Origin of the sequence: Klebsiella sp. R445 (assembly GCF_051131755.1) — a bacterium.
GTDB lineage: Bacteria > Pseudomonadota > Gammaproteobacteria > Enterobacterales > Enterobacteriaceae > Klebsiella > Klebsiella lignicola.
This window is the reverse complement of record NZ_CP180446.1, coordinates 4,295,609-4,313,764: the sequence shown is the minus strand read 5'-3', so window position 1 is coordinate 4,313,764 and position 18,156 is coordinate 4,295,609. Positions and strand designations below refer to the sequence as shown.

Below are 18,156 nucleotides of genomic sequence, written 5' to 3'. Positions count from 1 at the left end.
ATGACGCGTTTACCCCTGGCGGCAGCCATGACTCTGCTTATCTCTTCTCAGGCGGCACTCGCCGCCCTGCCCACGCTCCCGGTCTGGCCCGGCGGCGAGGCCCCCGGTGCAAAAAACAGCCAGGCGGTCCCGTCGCTGGTGGATCGTAGCAAAGATGGCGCCCTGCCCGACCGAGCGGTGACCGGTATCCGCGCGCCGGAGATCACGGTGTATGCACCCGTGAAGCCCAACGGTATTGCGTTGCTGATCACCCCTGGCGGTTCCTACCAGCGGGTGGTGCTGGACAAAGAAGGCAGCGATCTTGCCCCGGTGTTTACTGCGCAAGGCTATACCCTGTTCGTCATGACCTACCGCATGCCGGCGGACGGTCACGCGGAAGGCAGCAACGCGCCGTTGGCTGATGCCCAGCGCGCGCTGCGCACCCTGCGGGCCCGCGCCTCGGAGTGGCACATCAACCCGCATAAAATTGGCATCATGGGCTTTTCTGCCGGCGGTCATGTCGCCGCCAGCCTCGAGACCCGTTATGACGATACGGTCTATCCCGCCACGGACGCCGTCGACCACCAGAGTGCGCGCCCCGATTTTGTGGTGCTCGGCTATCCGGTGATTTCGATGGATCCCGCCATTGCCCATCCCGGTTCGCGCCACGCGCTGATTGGCGATACGCCGACGGCAGAACAGCAACGTCACTATTCGCCGGAGCACAATGTGACCGCCGCGACGCCGCCGACGTTCATTATGCATGCGGTGGACGATCCTTCGGTGCCGGTCGATAACGCATTGGTGATGTTTAACGCGTTGCGTGCTCACAAGGTGCCGACCGAGTTACACCTGTTTGCCGAGGGTAAGCACGGTTTCGGTATACGTGGAACGACGGGGCTGCCCGCCGCCGAGTGGCCTCAGTTGGCGATGAACTGGATTGCATCACTGCCGGAGATGAAAAAGTAGCGCCAGATATATCTCCCCCGGAGGCGCGTCTGCGCCGCCTCCGGGAGATTTTGCGGGGCTATTTATCGGTGCTGAAGCCGTTGCTGGCCGCCAGTTCGGCAAACCACAGCGCGTTGCGTTTTATCTGCCGCTCGCCGGTTTGCAGATCGAGGCGCCAGAAGCCGTAGCGGCGTTTGAACGAGTTAATCCACGACCAGTTGTCGATGAAGGTCCACTGGTGCACGCCGAAGCAGTTGGCGCCGTCGGCTATCGCCCGGTGCAGCTGCACCAGATGCTCTTCCATCAGACGAATGCGGAATGAATCATCGATCACCCCGTCGTCACCCGGTTCCCCTTCCGACTCGATATCCATCGCAATACCAATTTCTGCGAGGAACCACTTAATATTGCCGTAGTTGTCGCGCACGTTGGCGGCAATGTCATAGATCGCCTGCGGCAGAATTTCGTTGTTATCGCGATACGGGTTAAACCGCCCTTCAGGATTAACGTAGTTTTCGAAGTAATACTCCGGGGTGAAATAGCCCAGCGTATAGTCGCTCTCACGCGCCTGTACCCGACGCGGAACGTAGTAGTTCACGCCGAGAAAATCGACGTGCGAACCGGTAATCAGCTCAACGTCGGCTTTCGTCACTTCCGGCAGGCAATCGTGAGCGGCCAGAATTTCGCATAGCTCTTTCGGGAACTGATGTTTGACCAGCGGGTCGAGGAAGCTGCGGTTAAAAAACAGATCCGCATACCATGCCGCCTTTTTATCCTCCGGACTGTCGTTGCGGGTGTAGGAAGGCGTCAGGTTCAGCACCACCCCGATCTCGCCCGGCAGCGCCAGCTCACGGAACTCACGAATCGCTTTGGCGTGGGCCAGCATAATGTTAAAAGCCACCTGCGCCGCCAGCTTGCCATCCTTTTTACACGGATAGTGGAAATCGTACAGATAGCCACCTTCCACCGGCACAATCGGCTCGTTGAAGGTGATCCAGTATTTCACTTTATGGCCAAACAGCTCGAAGGCGGTGCGGGCGAAACGGGCAAAGAGATCCGTCACGTGCGCCGATTCAAATCCGCCGTACTGCTTTTGCAGCGCTTCCGGCATATCGAAGTGATAGAGGTTGATCATCGGCTCGATACCGTTGGCGATCATCTCATCAAGATAGGCATTGTAAAAACGCACCGCGTCCGGATTGGCGGCCCCGGTTTCAAAATCATCAATCAAGCGAGACCATTGAATCGAGGTACGAAAGGAGTTAAAGCCGGTCTGTTTCATCAACGCCACGTCCTGCGGGTATTGATGATAGGTGTCACAGACGGTTTGCGGTCCAATCTGCTGATAAAAACGTTCCGGCTGCTCGGCAAACCAGCTGTCCCAAATCGAGCGGTGCGGCTTGTTGCTTACCCCTTCCGTTTGCGGACCTGATGCTGCTGCCCCCCAAAAAAAGCCTTCCGGAAACTGATACCGGGTCATAACGCCTCCTGTCAGTGAAAAAAGGCCGCGCCTGACAGGCGCAGCCAAAAAAAGGTCTACCCTGTCACCTCATCTGTTGAGGTGAAAAATACGGCCCAGTGCACCAAAAGAAATCTACTGACAAAATGCGGAAATGTACATCCACAAACGGAAACCGCTTTCCATTATTGTCGGCCTGGTTCACAAATTTGAGGGGGACTCAGATATATTTGTGATTTACATCACGCAATGAAATATTCAAACGCCCGCATGACGCGGGCGAGATGTCGGCCAGCAGAAGGGCAAAAAAACTAGCGTTCGGCGTCGGCAAGCTGGCGTTCGTAGACCTTAAAGAACGGCCGGTATAGCATCCATGCGTTGAAGATGGCGAACAGCGTCATGCATAGATTTTTCCAGCTGCCGTTTGCAGACCAGGCCGCGCCGAGCGGGGACGGCATCGACCACGGTAACATCGCCACCGCCCGATCGAGGATGCCAATCTGCGTCAAATACCATGCGATACAGGCGTTTATCAGCGGGACGAAGATAAACGGCAGCAGGAAAACCGGGTTCATAATGATAGGAAAACCAAACAGTATCGGCTCGTTGATATTAAACAACGACGGGATAAGGCCAATTTTACCGACGCTTTTCAGCTGCCGCGATCGGCTACGCATCGCCATAAAGACCAGCGGCAGCGTCGAGCCAATGCCACCAATCAGCAGGTAGAAATCCCAGAACCCCTGCAGGTAGATATGCGGTAACGCCGTCGCTCCTTCCGCCAGCGCCTGCTGGTTTTCAAACAGATAGGTCATCCAGAACGGGTTCATTATTCCAGTGATGATCAGCGCGCCATGGATACCAACAAACCACAGTAAATTACAGATAAACAAAGAGATAAGCACCGCGGTCAGGGTATCTGAGGCCACCACCAGCGGCCTGACCGCTTCGCTGATCAGCTCCGGTAAAATCCGCCCGGTGGCTTGCTGCATCAGCGCATTGACCACGCTGATGGAAATCATCACAAACAGCAGCGGAACCAGCAGCTGGAACCCATTGCGGGTCATCAGCGGCACCTCTTCAGGCAAGCGAATGCACCAGCCTCTCTTATAAAAAAACCTAATTATTTCAATTGAATACGTACTGGATATCAGCGCAGTAAAAATCCCCATGCCGCCGAGGAAAATATTGGTTACGCCATTATCACGAAAGCCAATGAACAGCAGAAACGACAGGCAGCCGGTCAGCCCGCAGAGCCTTTCCGGCAGGCGGTACTGCTTCGCCAGGCTGGCACTGGCGCCGAAGGCAACAATCAGCGCCACCAGGCCGATGGTCAATTCAAACGTCGGCAGCAGCATCGGGCGCAGCCACAGGTAGAACTGTCCGAACGTCGTCGCGCCATTTATGGAAACGGGCGGAAACAAAACGGGCACCAGTAAACTCCCCACAATCACGAACGGCATCGCCAGCGCAAAACTATCGCGCATCGCCGTAATGTGATTATTGCGCGTCAGGATGTTCGCCAGTGGCGCCAGACGCTGTTCGATGATGTCCACGGCAACATTCATCAACGGATTGTTCATGGTTCTACCTTATCGAGTGGTTTTGTTGGCTGGATGATCGCGCACTACAACATAAAGTAAAAGCCCGCCTTAGGTGATCGTTATCACAATTAATAAATCCACAAATGGAAAGCGCTTTCCGTAATGACGCCATTGTGACTATAGTCCACCCATCCAACTCACCAGGAACGGTTTATGAAAAAGATTATGTTGTGTTGTTCCGCAGGTATGTCCACCAGCCTGCTGATGAAAAAAATGATTGCCGAAGCAGAGCAGCGCGGTCTGCCGGTGGAGATCAATGCCTTTGGCGTCGCCGAGTTTGATCAGCAGGTCGGGAACTATCAGGTCGTCCTGCTTGGCCCGCAGGTGAAATACATGCAGAAAGATCTGCAAAAGCAGGCGGACAAATATGGGATCCGCGTTGAGCCCATCAACATGATGGATTACGGCATGCAGAAAGGCGGCGCCGTACTGGATTTCGCGCTCTCCCTGATTGATAACAACCACTAAGGAAAGATCATGAGCTCTCTGTACGCTAAATTGATCGCCGTTATTGAACAAAAAATTACTCCGCTGGCCGGGGCAATCGGGCAGCAAAAGTATGTCACCTCGATCCGCGATGGTTTCATCACGGCGCTGCCCTTTATGATCGTCGGCTCTTTCCTGCTGGTCTTTATCTTCCCGCCCTTCTCGCCGGATACCAGCTGGGGATTTGCCCGGGCGTGGCTACAGTTCTCTCTCGATCATCGCGATGCCCTGATGCTGCCTTTTAACTTCAGCATGGGGGTGATGACCCTGTTTATCGCGGTCGGCATTGCCGCCAGCCTGGCAAAGCATCACAACCTGGATTCACTGACCGCTGGCATGCTGTCGCTGATGTCCTTCCTGCTGGTAGCCGCCCCGCTGAAAGACGGGCAGATCTCCACCGCCTACTTCTCCGGACAGGGGATTTTTACCGCGATTCTGGTGGCGATTTACTCCACCGAACTGTACGCCTTCCTCAAGCGGCACAACATTACCATTCGCCTGCCGCCTGAAGTCCCGGCTGGCGTCGCGCGCTCGTTTGAAATCCTGATCCCGGTGCTGGCTATCGTCCTGACGCTGCATCCGCTGAACCTGTTTATCGAAGCGCAACTGGGGATGATCATTCCAGAAGCGATCATGTCGCTGGTGAAACCGCTGGTTGCCGCCTCCGATACCTTACCCGCCATTCTGCTGTCGGTGCTGGTCTGCCAGGTACTGTGGTTTGCCGGGATCCACGGGGCGCTGATCGTCACCGGGATCATGAATCCGTTCTGGATGGCGAACCTGTCGATTAACCAGGCCGCTATGGCGGCGGGTACGGCGATCCCTCACATCTATGTGCAAGGTTTCTGGGACCACTACCTGCTGATTGGCGGCGTTGGTTCAACGCTGCCGCTGGCGCTGATGCTGCTGCGCAGCAAGGCGGTCCATCTGCGTACCATTGGACGCATGGGCGTCGTCCCGGGCGTGTTCAACATCAACGAACCAATTCTGTTCGGCGCGCCGATTATCATGAACCCGCTGTTCTTCCTGCCATTTGTGCTGGTACCGATGATTAACGCCACCCTCGCCTGGTTTGCCCTGAAGCTGGATCTGGTGAGTCGCGTGGTCTCGATGACCCCGTGGACCACCCCGGCGCCGATTGGCGCATCGTGGGCGGCTAACTGGAGCTTTAGCCCGGTGATCATGTGCCTGATCTGTATGGCCACAGCGATGGTGATGTATATGCCGTTCCTGAAAGCCTACGAAAAACAGCTGCTGCAGCAAGAACACGACAACGCAGCAGCCCAGACTGAAGCCGTGGCTCAGTCCGCTTAATTCACACAACACTATGTATATCCTAAATAATTCAAGTTGCAGGCAGGCGGCGACGCAGTGAATCCCCTGCAGCTTGAAGTATGACGGATATGGAGATTTATGATGGAATCAGAAGAACAAATCATGGGCATTATCATCAATGCCGGTCAGGCGCGTAGCCTCTGCTTTGAAGCACTAAGCTGTGCCAAAGAGGGGGATTTTGCCGCCGCTGACGAGAAGATGAAAGAAGCCGCGCACTATTCCCGCGAAGCGCACCTGGTCCAGACTCAGCTGATTGAAGCCGATGAAGGGGAAGGGAAAACCAAAATGACGCTGGTGATGGTTCACGCCCAGGATCATTTGATGACCTCAATTCTGGCGAAAGAGCTGATCGCCGAGCTGATTGCGGTCTACCGTTCACGCCCGCTGCACCAGTAGCCGGGCGACCCGGACGGGCGTTGACGCGACCGTCCGGGAGTGCACTCCCCCACTCTTATCTGAGGACAACCATGCTACATCTGGGTTTAGATATCGGCGGTACCAAAATGGAAGCCGTGATGCTCAATGCCGACGGCGAATGCGTCTATCGCCAACGTCGACCGACGCACAAAGAGAGCTATGAGGCCTTTATGCAGCAGCTGCTTGGCCTGATCGACAGCGTGCGCCAGTGGAGCGAACAGCCGTTTACGATTGGCATTGGCCTGCCGGGCGCCATCGACCCGCAGAGCGGCCTGATTAAAAACTGCAACTGCCTGGTCCTCAACGGCCACGACCTGCGTCGGGATCTCAAGCAGCAGCTCGGCCAGCCGGTCTGGATAGCCAATGATGCCGACTGCTTCACGCTCTCCGAAGCCGTGGATGGCGCAGGGGCTGGTGCCAGTACAGTATTCGGGGTGATTATTGGCACCGGCTGCGGCGGCGGCATCGCCGTCAATCAGCAGCTACTGAGCGGACCCAACGCCATCGTGGGCGAATGGGGACACAACACGCTACCGGGCTATACGCCGGAGCGCGATGGCCCGGATCAGCCTTGCTACTGCGGCAAAGTGAACTGCATAGAAAGCTTTATCTCCGGCACCGGCTTTGCCAGTCGCTTCGGCGAGCAGGCGCGAGCGGAGGCGATTATTCAGGCCGCTGGCGAGGGCGACCCGCAGGCACTGGCCCACTGGCAGCACTTTATCGATGCTTTTGCCCGCAGCCTGGCATCGGTGATTAATATTCTCGATCCCCAGGTCATTGTGCTAGGCGGCGGCTTATCTAACGTTGAAAAAATCTACGACACGTTGCCGGCAGCGCTGGTGCCTTATCTGTTTTCCGACAGTTGCAGAACCCAGATTAAACCGGCTCGCTTCGGCGATGCCAGCGGCGTGCGCGGGGCAGCGTGGCTGCCGGTTCTGGCAAATTCCACGGACCGCTGGCGATGACACTTTTTCAGCAGGTATGTTAAGCTAAGCGAAATAATCAAAGCAGAAAATACCATGCCAACCATTGATGATGTTTCAAGATTAGCGAATGTCTCGAGAGCGACGGTATCTCGTGTGCTCACCGGCACCCGCGGCGTGCGTGACGAAAGCCGGGAAGCCGTCCTGCGGGCAGTGGAAGAGCTGAACTATCGCCCAAGTTTTGCCGCGCAGAACCTCGCCAGTCAAACATCCAATCATGTCGGTCTGGTGCTCCCGGTGCGGGATGAAAGCAGCAGCGCACGGCTGCTACCTCTGCTGTCTGTGGCGCTGAAAAGCCTGAATAAAAACCTGATCGTCCAGTACGTGACGGATGCTGTCGAGCAGGCGGCCGTCATCGACGATTTCCAGCGCCAGTGTGTCGCCGTGGTGGTGCTCGGCCCCCTGCCGGCGGATACGCCACGCAACGTGATCTCCTTCGATCGTTTCAGCATCGCCGGGGTGAACAATCAGGGTTACGACTACGCCTTTGCTACCGAAAGCGCCTGTCGCTACGTGATTGGCAAAGGCCATCGTCACATCGCCCTGCTCTCTGACAGCGACAGCGATGACGCCAGCCGCCAGATGCAGGAAGGCTATCGTAACGTCCTGCAAAACTACTCGATTCCTTTCAACCGCCAGCTGGTGCTGACCGCCAATGACGATGTCGAACAGGCGCTGCTTACGCTGATCAACAGCTTCAGCAAATATTCGGTGATTATCGTGAAGCGTGACCGCTACGCGGCGGAGGCCATGCGCCTGCTGCGCGAATTTAATGTTGCCGTGCCGCAGGAAGTCTCGCTGCTGAGCCTCGAAGATTCGCCGCTGGCCTCGCTGCTCTATCCGCCGTTGACCTGTATCTCCTGGCCGCTGGAACAGCTGATGGAAAACTGCCTGCAGCGCATCCGCAACCTGATTGATGAGCGTCCGGCATTTGCCACCGAAGGACGCACTCTCGCAGGCCGCCTGATCCCACGCCAGTCGGTCGCCGACATCTCCTGATTTTATCCTGCCCGGGCTGTTATCCCCTGCCGGGCAGGCAGATACCCTGTTTTATTCCTGCAATTTCCCCGCTTAGCTCCCGCGATGCCCTTGCCGTGCTAATCATTATCCCGGCATCTCCACCATAAATAATAATCATTTTCATTTGTAAATAGCCTATGCTATATAACATAGCAATGGCTATAAAAGATGATTAATTAACCACATCGCAATGAGGGATCTTATGCTGCATTTGCCGTCGCTGAAACATCTGCTCTTTACCACGCTGCTGGCCGTAATGACCATCGCCCCGGTTCAGGCGAACGAAAAATTCACCGTGATCACCACCTTTACGGTGATTGCCGATATGGCGCAAAACGTCGCCGGCGATGCGGCCCAGGTCAATTCGATCACCAAACCTGGCGCCGAGATCCACGAATATCAGCCCACTCCAGGCGACATTAAGCGCGCCCAGGGGGCGCAACTGATCCTCACCAACGGCCTTAATCTGGAACTGTGGTTCGCCCGCTTCTATCAGCATCTGAAAGGAGTCCCGGAAGTGGTGGTCAGCAACGGCATTCAGCCGATGGGGATCAGCGATGGCCCCTATAACGGTAAGCCCAATCCTCATGCGTGGATGTCGATGGACAATGCGCTGATCTACGTCGATAACATTCGCGACGCGCTGGTGAAGTACGACCCTGCGCATGCCGATACCTATCGCCAGAACGCCGAAGCCTATAAAGAGAAAATCCGCCAGACCATGGCGCCGCTGAAAGCGGAACTGGCCCGGCTGCCGGAAGATAAGCGCTGGCTGGTGACCAGTGAAGGCGCCTTCTCCTATCTGGCCCGGGATAATGGGCTGAAGGAGCGCTATCTGTGGCCGATCAATGCCGACCAGCAGGGCACGCCGCAGCAGGTGCGTAAAACCATCGACACCATGAAAAAAGAGCATATCCCGACTATCTTCAGCGAAAGCACCATCTCTGATAAACCCGCGCGTCAGGTGGCGAGAGAAGCCGGTGCCCACTACGGCGGCGTGCTGTATGTAGACTCGTTGAGCGCCGCCGACGGCCCGGTTCCGACCTATCTGGACCTGCTGCGCGTCACCACGCAAACCATCGTCCAGGGCATCAACGACGGCCTGAGGAAACAGCAATGAGTACAGACATCGCCGGCCTTGCGGTCAACCAGGTCAGTGTCACCTATCGCAATGGCCACACGGCGCTGCGCGATGCGACGTTCAGCGTCCCGCGCGGTTCGATTGCCGCGCTGGTCGGGGTGAATGGCTCGGGGAAATCGACGCTGTTTAAAGCACTGATGGGCTTTGTCCGCCTGTCCCACGGCGAGATTGCTATTCTTGGGCAGCCGGTCAATCGCGCCCTGCGCCAGAACCTGGTGGCCTATGTACCGCAGTCTGAGGATGTGGACTGGTCCTTCCCGGTGCTGGTAGAGGATGTGGTGATGATGGGCCGCTACGGACACATGGGATGGCTGCGGCGGGCCAAAGCCGAGGATCACCAGCGCGTCGATGCGGCGCTGGCCCGGGTCGGCATGAGCGAGTACCGCCATCGGCAAATCGGCGAGCTTTCCGGCGGGCAGAAAAAGCGGGTGTTTCTTGCCCGCGCTATTGCTCAGCAAGGCCAGGTGATTCTGCTCGACGAACCGTTCACCGGCGTTGACGTCCAGACCGAAGCGCGGATCATCGCCCTGCTGCGCGAACTGCGCGATGAAGGCTGCACCATGCTGGTCTCCACCCATAATCTCGGGTCGGTCAGCGAGTTTTGCGATTATACGGTGATGGTCAAAGGTACCGTGTTGGCCAGCGGGCCGACGGAAACCACCTTCACTGCCGGAAACCTCGAGCGCGCGTTCAGCGGCGTCCTGCGCCACGTGGTGCTCAGCGGCGGTGAAACTCAGGTCATTACTGACGATGAACGTCCGTTTATCAGCCGCCGGGCGACGGGCGGTGAAGAGTGAACTGGCTGCTTGAGCCGTTTGGCTATCAATACATGCTGAATGCGATGTGGGTATCGGCACTGGTGGGCGGCGTCTGCGCTTTTCTCTCCTGCTACCTGATGCTGAAAGGCTGGTCGCTGATTGGCGATGCCCTCTCCCACTCCATCGTGCCCGGCGTCGCCGGGGCGTATATGTTGGGTCTGCCCTTTGCCGTCGGCGCGTTTCTCTCCGGCGGGCTGGCGGCAGGCAGCATGCTGTTTCTCAACCAACGGTCGAAGCTGAAAGAAGACGCCATTATCGGCCTGATATTCTCCTCGTTCTTCGGCATCGGGCTGTTTATGGTCTCCCTCAACCCGACCTCGGTGAATATCCAGACCATTATTCTCGGGAATATTCTGGCGATTGCGCCGGAGGATATTATCCAGCTGGCGGCCATCGGATCGATTTCAATGGTGATACTGCTACTGAAATGGAAAGATCTGATGGTGACCTTTTTCGATGAAAGTCACGCCCGCTCCATTGGCCTCAACACCACCGGGCTGAAGCTGCTGTTCTTCACCCTATTGGCAGCCTGTACCGTGGCGGCCCTGCAAACCGTGGGCGCCTTCCTGGTAATTTGCCTGGTGGTCACCCCCGGTGCCACCGCCTGGCTGCTGACCGACCGCTTTCCGCGTCTGCTGGCGATTGCCGTGGCCATTGGCAGCCTGACCAGCTTTTTCGGCGCCTGGCTAAGCTACTATCTGGACGGCGCCACCGGCGGCATTATCGTGGTGGCCCAGACGCTGATCTTTTTAATCACCTTTGTGATGGCGCCTAAACACGGTCTGTTGGCTAACCGTCGCCGCGCCCGGAGGTCTTCATGCTGATAACAACCCTCCTCGAACCCTTCCAGTTTTCGTTTATGATTAACGCCCTCCTGGTGGCGACGATTGTCGCCGTCCCGTGCGCGCTGCTGTCGGTATTTTTGGTGCTGAAAGGTTGGGCGTTAATGGGAGATGCCATGAGTCACGCGGTCTTCCCCGGCGTGGTGGTGGCCTACATTATCGGTATTCCGTTCGCCATCGGCGCCTTTGTCGCCGGCCTGTTCTGCGCCGTGGCCACCGGCTATCTCGACGATAACAGCCGCATCAAACGCGATACCATTATGGGCATTGTCTTTTCCGGGATGTTTGGCGCCGGGCTGGTGCTGTACGTCTCGATCCAGTCGGAGGTCCATCTCGACCACATTCTGTTTGGCGATATGCTGGGGATTTCCGCGAGTGATATTGGGCAAACGTCGGTGATTGCCTTAATTATTACGCTGATTGTCGGATTAAAATGGCGTGATTTTGTACTGCATGCCTTCGACCCGCATCAGGCCAAAGCCAGCGGCTTGCGCTGCGGGCTGCTGCACTACGGGCTGCTGTGCATGATTGCGCTGACCATCGTGGCGACGCTCAAAGCGGTTGGGATTATTCTGTCGATCTCGCTGCTGATTGCCCCCGGCGCCATTGCGCTGCTGCTGACCCGACGGTTTGTCAGCGCGCTGCTGCTGGCGGTGGCCATTGCCGTTAGCTGTAGCTTCGCCGGCGTCTGGCTGTCGTTTTATCTGGATAGCGCACCGGCGCCGACAATCGTGGTGCTGTTCAGCGCGCTGTTCGTGATCACATTTGTCGGTACGTCGGTTCGCGATAGTCGAACCCAGGCGACCGTGAGTGGTGGTTAGTAGTCAGAATACGCTTCCCGGCGGCGATGCTGCGCATCTGTCCGGGCTACTGGCAGGTGCGATGGGTCGCCTCCGGGGAAATCACCGCGACTTTTTCGGGCGGTATTTCTCCGGTAACTCCGGCACCGGGCGTTTATCATCAATCAGATGGCGAATGGTCAGTATCGGGTGCCGCCAGAGCATACGCGGCCCGGCCCAACGCATGATCTGCTTCATCTCTTCGCGTTTTTGCGGCTGGTAGCAGTGTACCGGGCACTGCTTGCAGGCCGGTTTCTCCTCGCCAAACACGCACTTATCCAGCCGCTTATCCGCATAGACGTTCAGTGCCTGATAGTGCTCCGCATCGCCCTGCGCATCCGGGCAGCGGCGCTGGTAGAGCGCAATCATGCAACGAATGGTCTGTTTCTCACGGTCGATGCGTTTTCCTGCCATGGCCTTTCCCCTCAATAAAGATGCAAAAATAATACACCTTTAACGTCCAGGGCGCAGCCGTTTTTCCCCTGCCGCTTACGCCGGGTCGGCCGGTTTATCCACGTGCCCCAGCGCTTTTTCCGGGAAGCAGACATCGCGAACCCGGCGCTTCAGCTCGGCGGCATCCGGGAAGCCCTGATCCTGTTTGCGCTCCCAGATTTGTACCTCGTCCACGTGGATCGTGAAGATCCCTCCGGTTCCGGGAACCAGCTTCACCGAGGCGATATCGGTACTGAAAGTATGCAGCAGCTCCTGCGCCATCCAGCTGGCGCGCAGCATCCAGTTACATTGCGAGCAGTAGTTGATGGTGATGTTGGCTTTATGGCTCATGGTGATCTCACGGTGTCTGAAAGGGTAATTGTAAACAGGTTGCAGAATAAATGAGGAATAGTTGAAGATCTTGTTGCAAATGATAATGCCTATTATTACCATTCGCAATCAACAAGCATGGAGAATACGGTCCGCCAGGGAAACAACGGGACTAACCTGCAAATCTGGAAGTAACGCGTGAGCCGATACTAATAATTATCAAGGCGTGGCTACTATGTATAAATCCACTCAATCACCTGTCTGGTTTAAAAAAAGCCTGCTGGTGACTTCTTTGCTCGCAGCAATGTATCAGACCACCGCCGGGGCGGCTGATACGACCACCCAAACTTCGATCAACGATGCTTCGTCCGATACGACGGAGCAGATGACGGTCACGGCACCTGCGCCGGTGTTCAAGCCGGGCAGCGAACATTCGGTTAGCGCCCAGGAACTGCAGGATAAAGGGGCCAAAGACTTTGGCTCCATCATGCGTTATGAACCGCTGATTGGCGCAACTGGCGCCAGTGGCGGCTCGGGCAACGGCAAAAGCGGCTTCGACCGCGGCGGCTACACCGGGTATAACATTCGCGGGCTGGAAAGCAACCGCGTCGGCATTGACGTCGACGGCATCGCCCAGCCGGACGCCACCGGGCGCAGCTACGTCAGCCGTGCTGGCCTGAATACCTTCGGCATCGGCCGCGATTATATCGACCCGTACATGTACGGCAGCATCGATATTCAGTCCGGTGCAACCTCAACTGAAACCGTGAATACCTCGATCGGCGGAAATGTCTCGTTCCAGCCGAAATCGGCGGATGACTATCTGCATCCGGGAAAAACCAGCGCGTTTGGTTACCGCAGCGGCTATGACTCGGCGGACCGCAGCTGGCATAACGGCGTGACGGTGGCGGGCGGGGATGAAACCCTGCGCGGCATTTTCGTCTACAGCCGCCGCGATGGTCAGGAAACGGAAAATAACAGCGGGACGGTAGAGGCGTACCCGGCAAACTGGCACTCCGACGCGTTTATGGCCTCCGGGATCTGGCAGCCGAACGACGAACATAAGCTGACCAGTACCTTCGATTACTACCACAAAACCAACCATACCCATTACGACGCGTGGGATTCCAGCGGTAACAGCGTTATCGGTACTTCTAACCAGACCAGCCAGACTCGTCGCTGGGGCATCAGCCTGAAAGACGACTGGACGCCGATGAATGACTACATCGACAGCATGTCGACCAAAGTCTATTACCAGCACACCGAAGCCCACGACTGGACCTACATGCCGGACAGCACCTCCCTGGCGATGGAAACGGTCAACTCCAACTACGATACCGACACCTGGGGCTTCCAGACCGCGCTGGCGAAGTCGATCGGTCGTCACGACCTGAGCGCCGGCCTGAACGCCAGCACCACCAAAACTCAGCGTCCGTTTAGCCAGTCACCGGTACCAAGCGTCTACACTGCGATCATGCAGCCGGAAGCGGACAGCCGCGGCTACACGCTGGGCGGCTTCGTACAGGACAAGATCAACTTCGATTTGGATAGCCACAACTTTGCGGTGATCCCGGGCGTGCGCGTGGTGCATCAATCCACCAGGCCTGAAAACCTCAGCTCGCTGACCACTAACAGCAGCGTGTTGACCGAAGACTCGGTTGCCACCCTGTACGGCAAAAACTCCGACACCCAGGTCTTGCCGTCCTTAACCTTCCAGTACGACATTACGCCACGCGCCATGACCTATCTGCAGTATAAGCGCGGCGCTGAATTCCCGAATGCCAGCCAGCTGTACGGTTCGTGGAACCTCGGCTCCAGCTACGCCGGCCGGGCGCAATACGCGTTGATCGGTAACACCGATCTGAAAACTGAAACCAGCGATAACTTCGAATGGGGCTTAAAAGGTGAAGTGGTGGAAGGGATCACCATGCGCACCGCGCTGTTCTATAACAGCTATAAAAACTTCATCGCCTATAGCCGCTATACGCGCTCCGGTAACCCGGATAAGTTCAGCAACGTTCCGTCGAATATCTACACCATCTATCAGGCGGAAAACCGTGATAAAGCCTATATCTACGGCGGTGAAATCAGCGCGAAGTTCAACTTCGGCACCTGGTTTGAAGAGGTTAATGGCCTGAGCGCGACCCTCGCCTACGGTTATAACGAAGGCAAATCGAAATCCAGCTACAGCGGCGACAAATATGTCGACATCGATAGCGTTGCGCCAATGAAAGCGATTGTCGGCGTGGCATGGGATGACCCGGCCAAACGCTACGGTACCGCGCTGACCGCGACCTTTGTGAAAGGTAAGCAGGCCACCGCCACCAACCGCGAAAGCTACACCAACACCGGCACCGCGATTACCGATTCCACCAGCGAATACATGCGCGTACCGGGCTATGGGATGCTGGACTGGACCGCTTACTGGCAGGTGGCGAAGAACGTGCGCCTGAACGGCGGCGTGTACAACATTACCGATCGTAAATACTGGGATTACCTGAGCAGCCGCAATATTGAGACATCCACCAACCAGGATGCCAACGATAAAGCGCTGGCGGTCATGCCGGGCCGAACCTGGCAGCTGGGCGTGAACGTCGACTTCTAATCACCGTAATAATAATAAACCTGCTCCCCGGCCTGACGAGGCCGGGGATATTCATCGTAGAGAAGGATGTGAATTATGCAAAACGCGCAAAACGACCTGTGGCAGCGTTATCAGACCGCCAAAGCCAACTCCTCCGCCAAATATGCGCGCGATATCGCCGCCGAAATGGCGATCAGTGAAGCCGAACTGACCGCCGCACGCGTTGGATACGACGCCACGCGCCTGCAGGATGACGCGCGGGTGCTGATTGCCGGGCTGGAAAGCGTCGGCGAGACCAAATGCATCTGCCGTAACGAATATGCGGTCCATGAGCAGGTTGGCCAGTTTACCCACCAGCATCTTAACGGCCACGCGGGGCTGGTTCTCAACCCGCGCGCGCTCGATCTTCGCCTGTTCCTCAGCCAGTGGGCCAGCGCCTTCCACCTGAACGACAACGGTCGTCAGAGTATCCAGTTCTTCGACCATCACGGCGACGCGCTGCTGAAGGTCTACACCACCGAGCAGACCGATATGGCGGCGTGGGATGCGCTGGTTGCCGGGCACAGCCAGACGGCTCCGCAAGCGCTGGCTCTCCGCCCGGTCGATGCCCCCCGCTACGCGGATTCTGCCGACGGCGCTGCGCTGGAAAGCGAATGGCGCGCCATGACCGACGTGCATCAGTTCTTCGGGCTGCTGCGCAAATATAACCTCTCCCGCCAGCAGGCATTCCGCCTGGTCAACGACGACCTGGCCTGCCGCATTGATAGTGATGCCCTGCCGCGTCTGCTGGAGACCATACGCGAAGAAGGGAACGAGATCATGATCTTCGTTGGCAACCGCGGCTGCGTGCAGATCTTTACTGGTGCGCTGGAAAAACTCACGCCGATGCGCGGCTGGCTGAACATCTTCAACACCGCCTTTACCCTGCATCTGCGCGAAGATAGCATCGATGAAGTGTGGGTGACCCGCAAGCCCACTTCAGATGGCCACGTCACAAGCGTGGAGCTGTTTGCCCAGGACGGAACCCAGATTGCTCAGTTGTATGGGCAACGCAGCGAAGGCCACCCGGAGCAAGCGACGTGGCGGAACCAGGTTGACAGCCTGACGACGCAGGGACAAACCGCATGAAATACTGGCTGATGTTATGTGCCGCATTTCCGCTGTGGGCCCATGCGGCGACCGAGCGCATCGTGTCGCTCGGCGGCGACGTGACGGAGATCGTCTATGCCCTGCAGGCGCAACAGCAACTGGTCGCCAAAGACAGCACCAGCACCTGGCCTCCTGCCGCGCATTCACTCCCGGATGTGGGTTATATCCGCCAGCTGAATGCCGAAGGGATCCTCTCTTTGCGCCCGACGCTGGTGCTGGCGAGCGCGCAGGCCCAGCCTTCGCTGGTGCTGAAAAAGGTGCAGGAGAACCAGGTGAAAGTGGTCAATATTCCGGGCGGAAACGACCTCGCGGCAATTGATACCAAAATCGCGGCCGTGGCCGAGGCGCTGGGTAAAGAGGCGGAAGGCAATACGCTACGCCAGACGGTCGCCGCTCAAATAGCCCGGATACCGACGCAGCCCATCAACAAGCGGGTGCTGTTTATTCTCAGCCATGGCGGCATGAACACCATGGTTGCCGGGAAACAGACCTCGGCGGACGGCGCCATTCGGGCGGCCGGGCTGCAAAACGCGATGCAGGGTTTTGACCACTATCGCAGCATGTCCCAGGAAGGAGTGGTGGCGAGTCTGCCGGACCTGGTGGTGATCTCCGCCGATGGCCTCAAAGGCATGGGCGGCGAAGCCGGACTGTGGAAACTGCCCGGTCTCGCGCAAACCCCGGCCGGTCGCAACAAGCAGGTGCTGGTGATTGATGATATGGCCCTGCTCGGCTTTGGCCCACGCACGCCTGACGCCGTCAGCCAGCTGCGCCAAAAAGCGGAGCAGCTCCCCTGATGCGCCCCACCACCTCCCGCAATCTGTGGTTAATGGTGCTACTGCTGATCGGCCTGACGTTGTTCGCCACGACTCTCGGGGCGATGCCGTTGCCGATTGTCAGCCTGTTGCCACCGGGCGATGAGATGCTCCGCCATATCTGGTTGACCATTCGTTTGCCACGGGTGCTGCTGGCGCTGCTGGTGGGCGCCGCGCTGGCGCTTTCTGGCTGCGTCATGCAGGGGCTGTTCCGCAACCCGCTGGCGGATCCCGGCCTGTTGGGGATCAGCAGCGGCGCGGCGCTGGCGGTCGCCTGCTGGCTGGTGCTGCCGCTGTCGGTTCCGGTACTGGTGGCGCTGTATGCCCCGATGCTGGCGGCATTTATCGGCAGCATGGCAGTGATGGTGGTGATTTTTATCCTCAGCAAAGCCGGGGATGGTTCGCTTTCGCGTCTGCTGCTGGTCGGCATCGCGATTAACGCGCTGTGCAGCGCGCTGGTGGGGGTGCTGGCGTGGATCAGCAACGATACCCAGCTGCGCCAGCTGTCGCTATGGGGCATGGGCAGCCTCGGCCAGGCCGAGTGGTCAACGCTGCTGGTGGCGGCCACCTTAATGATCCCCGCTTCGGCGATCGTCTGGCTGATGGCATCGCGCCTTAATCTGCTCCAGCTTGGCGATGAAGAAGCGCACTACCTTGGCATCAACGTCCGGGCATTACAGCGGCTGTTGCTGCTGTGCAGCGCACTGCTGGTGGCCTCGTCGGTGGCGATCAGCGGGGTGATTGGCTTTATCGGCCTGGTGGTGCCACACCTGATGCGCATGTGGCTGGGGCCAGACCATCGCGGGCTGGTGCCGGGATCGCTGCTGGCCGGGGCAATTTTGCTGCTGCTGGCGGATACCCTCGCCCGTACCGTCGCGGCGCCAGCTGAAATGCCGGTCGGTCTGCTGACCAGCATGCTCGGTGCGCCGTGGTTTCTGTGGCTTATTTTTCGCCAGCAGAGGGCAACTTATGGCTAAC

General features: G+C 57.7%; 18 protein-coding genes. 14 read left to right on the top strand and 4 right to left on the bottom strand.

All coding sequences use genetic code 11. The annotated features are described in order from the left end of the window. Complete coding sequence (locus ACMYSN_RS20365; protein ID WP_462495969.1) at positions 1-948, top strand: alpha/beta hydrolase; 948 nt, start codon at positions 1-3, stop codon at positions 946-948. 58 nt (positions 949-1,006) lie between these two features. Here ACMYSN_RS20365 and ACMYSN_RS20360 read toward each other — a convergent pair whose 3' ends face one another. Beyond that, a complete protein-coding gene (locus ACMYSN_RS20360; RefSeq protein ID WP_462495968.1) occupies positions 1,007-2,407 on the bottom strand; it encodes a glycoside hydrolase family 1 protein in 1,401 nt (466 codons plus the stop codon). Positions 2,408-2,697: 290 nt separating this feature from the next. Continuing rightward, positions 2,698-3,969 (bottom strand): PTS sugar transporter subunit IIC, encoded by a 1,272-nt coding sequence (locus tag ACMYSN_RS20355; RefSeq protein WP_462495967.1) that lies wholly within the window; start codon positions 3,967-3,969, stop codon positions 2,698-2,700. A 174-nt stretch (positions 3,970-4,143) separates the two neighbouring features. Here ACMYSN_RS20355 and ACMYSN_RS20350 point away from each other — a divergent pair, with 174 nt between their 5' ends. The 9 genes from ACMYSN_RS20350 to ACMYSN_RS20310 all read left to right on the top strand — a co-directional run bounded on the left by ACMYSN_RS20350 (position 4,144) and on the right by ACMYSN_RS20310 (position 11,853). After that, a complete protein-coding gene (locus tag ACMYSN_RS20350) occupies positions 4,144-4,458 on the top strand; it encodes a PTS sugar transporter subunit IIB (protein ID WP_123756761.1) in 315 nt (104 codons plus the stop codon). Positions 4,459-4,467: 9 nt separating this feature from the next. Beyond that, complete coding sequence (locus ACMYSN_RS20345) at positions 4,468-5,790, top strand: PTS sugar transporter subunit IIC (RefSeq protein ID WP_462495966.1); 1,323 nt, start codon at positions 4,468-4,470, stop codon at positions 5,788-5,790. 102 nt (positions 5,791-5,892) lie between these two features. After that, positions 5,893-6,207 carry a PTS lactose/cellobiose transporter subunit IIA gene (locus ACMYSN_RS20340; protein WP_123756759.1) on the top strand — a complete coding sequence of 105 codons (315 nt, stop codon included), beginning with the start codon at positions 5,893-5,895 and terminating at the stop codon, positions 6,205-6,207. Positions 6,208-6,278: 71 nt separating this feature from the next. Further along, positions 6,279-7,193 carry an ROK family protein gene (locus ACMYSN_RS20335; protein WP_462495965.1) on the top strand — a complete coding sequence of 305 codons (915 nt, stop codon included), beginning with the start codon at positions 6,279-6,281 and terminating at the stop codon, positions 7,191-7,193. Between the two features lie 54 nt (positions 7,194-7,247). Continuing rightward, positions 7,248-8,210 carry a LacI family DNA-binding transcriptional regulator gene (locus ACMYSN_RS20330; RefSeq protein WP_123756757.1) on the top strand — a complete coding sequence of 321 codons (963 nt, stop codon included), beginning with the start codon at positions 7,248-7,250 and terminating at the stop codon, positions 8,208-8,210. Between the two features lie 223 nt (positions 8,211-8,433). Further along, on the top strand, positions 8,434-9,351 hold the full coding sequence (locus ACMYSN_RS20325) for a metal ABC transporter substrate-binding protein (protein WP_462495964.1): 918 nt from the start codon (positions 8,434-8,436) through the stop codon (positions 9,349-9,351). Further along, positions 9,348-10,169 carry a manganese/iron ABC transporter ATP-binding protein gene (locus tag ACMYSN_RS20320; protein WP_154143974.1) on the top strand — a complete coding sequence of 274 codons (822 nt, stop codon included), beginning with the start codon at positions 9,348-9,350 and terminating at the stop codon, positions 10,167-10,169. The genes ACMYSN_RS20325 and ACMYSN_RS20320 overlap by 4 nt, the downstream gene beginning before the upstream one ends. Next, positions 10,166-11,014, top strand: a complete 849-nt coding sequence (sitC, locus tag ACMYSN_RS20315) for an iron/manganese ABC transporter permease subunit SitC (protein ID WP_123756754.1) — start codon at positions 10,166-10,168, stop codon at positions 11,012-11,014. The genes ACMYSN_RS20320 and sitC overlap by 4 nt, the downstream gene beginning before the upstream one ends. Beyond that, positions 11,008-11,853: a metal ABC transporter permease gene (locus ACMYSN_RS20310; protein WP_462495963.1), complete on the top strand. Its 846-nt coding sequence runs from the start codon at positions 11,008-11,010 to the stop codon at positions 11,851-11,853. Before sitC ends, ACMYSN_RS20310 begins: the two co-directional genes overlap by 7 nt. Positions 11,854-11,934: 81 nt before the next feature. Here ACMYSN_RS20310 and ACMYSN_RS20305 read toward each other — a convergent pair whose 3' ends face one another. Next, positions 11,935-12,285 (bottom strand): nitrous oxide-stimulated promoter family protein, encoded by a 351-nt coding sequence (locus ACMYSN_RS20305; RefSeq protein WP_462495962.1) that lies wholly within the window; start codon positions 12,283-12,285, stop codon positions 11,935-11,937. A gap of 75 nt (positions 12,286-12,360) precedes the next feature. Further along, complete coding sequence (locus ACMYSN_RS20300) at positions 12,361-12,654, bottom strand: Rdx family protein (RefSeq protein ID WP_123756752.1); 294 nt, start codon at positions 12,652-12,654, stop codon at positions 12,361-12,363. Positions 12,655-12,868: 214 nt separating this feature from the next. On the opposite strand from ACMYSN_RS20300, the gene ACMYSN_RS20295 reads away from it, so the two are divergent. From ACMYSN_RS20295 to ACMYSN_RS20280, 4 genes are all read left to right on the top strand, one after another. Then, a complete protein-coding gene (locus ACMYSN_RS20295) occupies positions 12,869-15,238 on the top strand; it encodes a porin family protein (RefSeq protein WP_462495961.1) in 2,370 nt (789 codons plus the stop codon). Between the two features lie 75 nt (positions 15,239-15,313). Beyond that, positions 15,314-16,345, top strand: a complete 1,032-nt coding sequence (locus ACMYSN_RS20290; RefSeq protein WP_462495960.1) for a hemin-degrading factor — start codon at positions 15,314-15,316, stop codon at positions 16,343-16,345. Further along, positions 16,342-17,160 (top strand): heme/hemin ABC transporter substrate-binding protein, encoded by an 819-nt coding sequence (locus ACMYSN_RS20285; protein ID WP_462495959.1) that lies wholly within the window; start codon positions 16,342-16,344, stop codon positions 17,158-17,160. The genes ACMYSN_RS20290 and ACMYSN_RS20285 overlap by 4 nt, the downstream gene beginning before the upstream one ends. After that, positions 17,160-18,155 carry a FecCD family ABC transporter permease gene (locus ACMYSN_RS20280; protein ID WP_462495958.1) on the top strand — a complete coding sequence of 332 codons (996 nt, stop codon included), beginning with the start codon at positions 17,160-17,162 and terminating at the stop codon, positions 18,153-18,155. The genes ACMYSN_RS20285 and ACMYSN_RS20280 overlap by 1 nt, the downstream gene beginning before the upstream one ends. Position 18,156: the final 1 nt, after the last annotated feature.

Coding starts and splice junctions, on each gene's coding strand:
- ACMYSN_RS20365 (WP_462495969.1), top strand. CDS start 1: ATGACGCGTTTACCCCTGGCGGCAGCCATGACTCTGCTTATCTCTTCT.
- ACMYSN_RS20360 (WP_462495968.1), bottom strand. CDS start 2,407: ATGACCCGGTATCAGTTTCCGGAAGGCTTTTTTTGGGGGGCAGCAGCA.
- ACMYSN_RS20355 (WP_462495967.1), bottom strand. CDS start 3,969: ATGAACAATCCGTTGATGAATGTTGCCGTGGACATCATCGAACAGCGT.
- ACMYSN_RS20350 (WP_123756761.1), top strand. CDS start 4,144: ATGAAAAAGATTATGTTGTGTTGTTCCGCAGGTATGTCCACCAGCCTG.
- ACMYSN_RS20345 (WP_462495966.1), top strand. CDS start 4,468: ATGAGCTCTCTGTACGCTAAATTGATCGCCGTTATTGAACAAAAAATT.
- ACMYSN_RS20340 (WP_123756759.1), top strand. CDS start 5,893: ATGGAATCAGAAGAACAAATCATGGGCATTATCATCAATGCCGGTCAG.
- ACMYSN_RS20335 (WP_462495965.1), top strand. CDS start 6,279: ATGCTACATCTGGGTTTAGATATCGGCGGTACCAAAATGGAAGCCGTG.
- ACMYSN_RS20330 (WP_123756757.1), top strand. CDS start 7,248: ATGCCAACCATTGATGATGTTTCAAGATTAGCGAATGTCTCGAGAGCG.
- ACMYSN_RS20325 (WP_462495964.1), top strand. CDS start 8,434: ATGCTGCATTTGCCGTCGCTGAAACATCTGCTCTTTACCACGCTGCTG.
- ACMYSN_RS20320 (WP_154143974.1), top strand. CDS start 9,348: ATGAGTACAGACATCGCCGGCCTTGCGGTCAACCAGGTCAGTGTCACC.
- ACMYSN_RS20310 (WP_462495963.1), top strand. CDS start 11,008: ATGCTGATAACAACCCTCCTCGAACCCTTCCAGTTTTCGTTTATGATT.
- ACMYSN_RS20305 (WP_462495962.1), bottom strand. CDS start 12,285: ATGGCAGGAAAACGCATCGACCGTGAGAAACAGACCATTCGTTGCATG.
- ACMYSN_RS20300 (WP_123756752.1), bottom strand. CDS start 12,654: ATGAGCCATAAAGCCAACATCACCATCAACTACTGCTCGCAATGTAAC.
- ACMYSN_RS20295 (WP_462495961.1), top strand. CDS start 12,869: ATGTATAAATCCACTCAATCACCTGTCTGGTTTAAAAAAAGCCTGCTG.
- ACMYSN_RS20290 (WP_462495960.1), top strand. CDS start 15,314: ATGCAAAACGCGCAAAACGACCTGTGGCAGCGTTATCAGACCGCCAAA.
- ACMYSN_RS20285 (WP_462495959.1), top strand. CDS start 16,342: ATGAAATACTGGCTGATGTTATGTGCCGCATTTCCGCTGTGGGCCCAT.
- ACMYSN_RS20280 (WP_462495958.1), top strand. CDS start 17,160: ATGCGCCCCACCACCTCCCGCAATCTGTGGTTAATGGTGCTACTGCTG.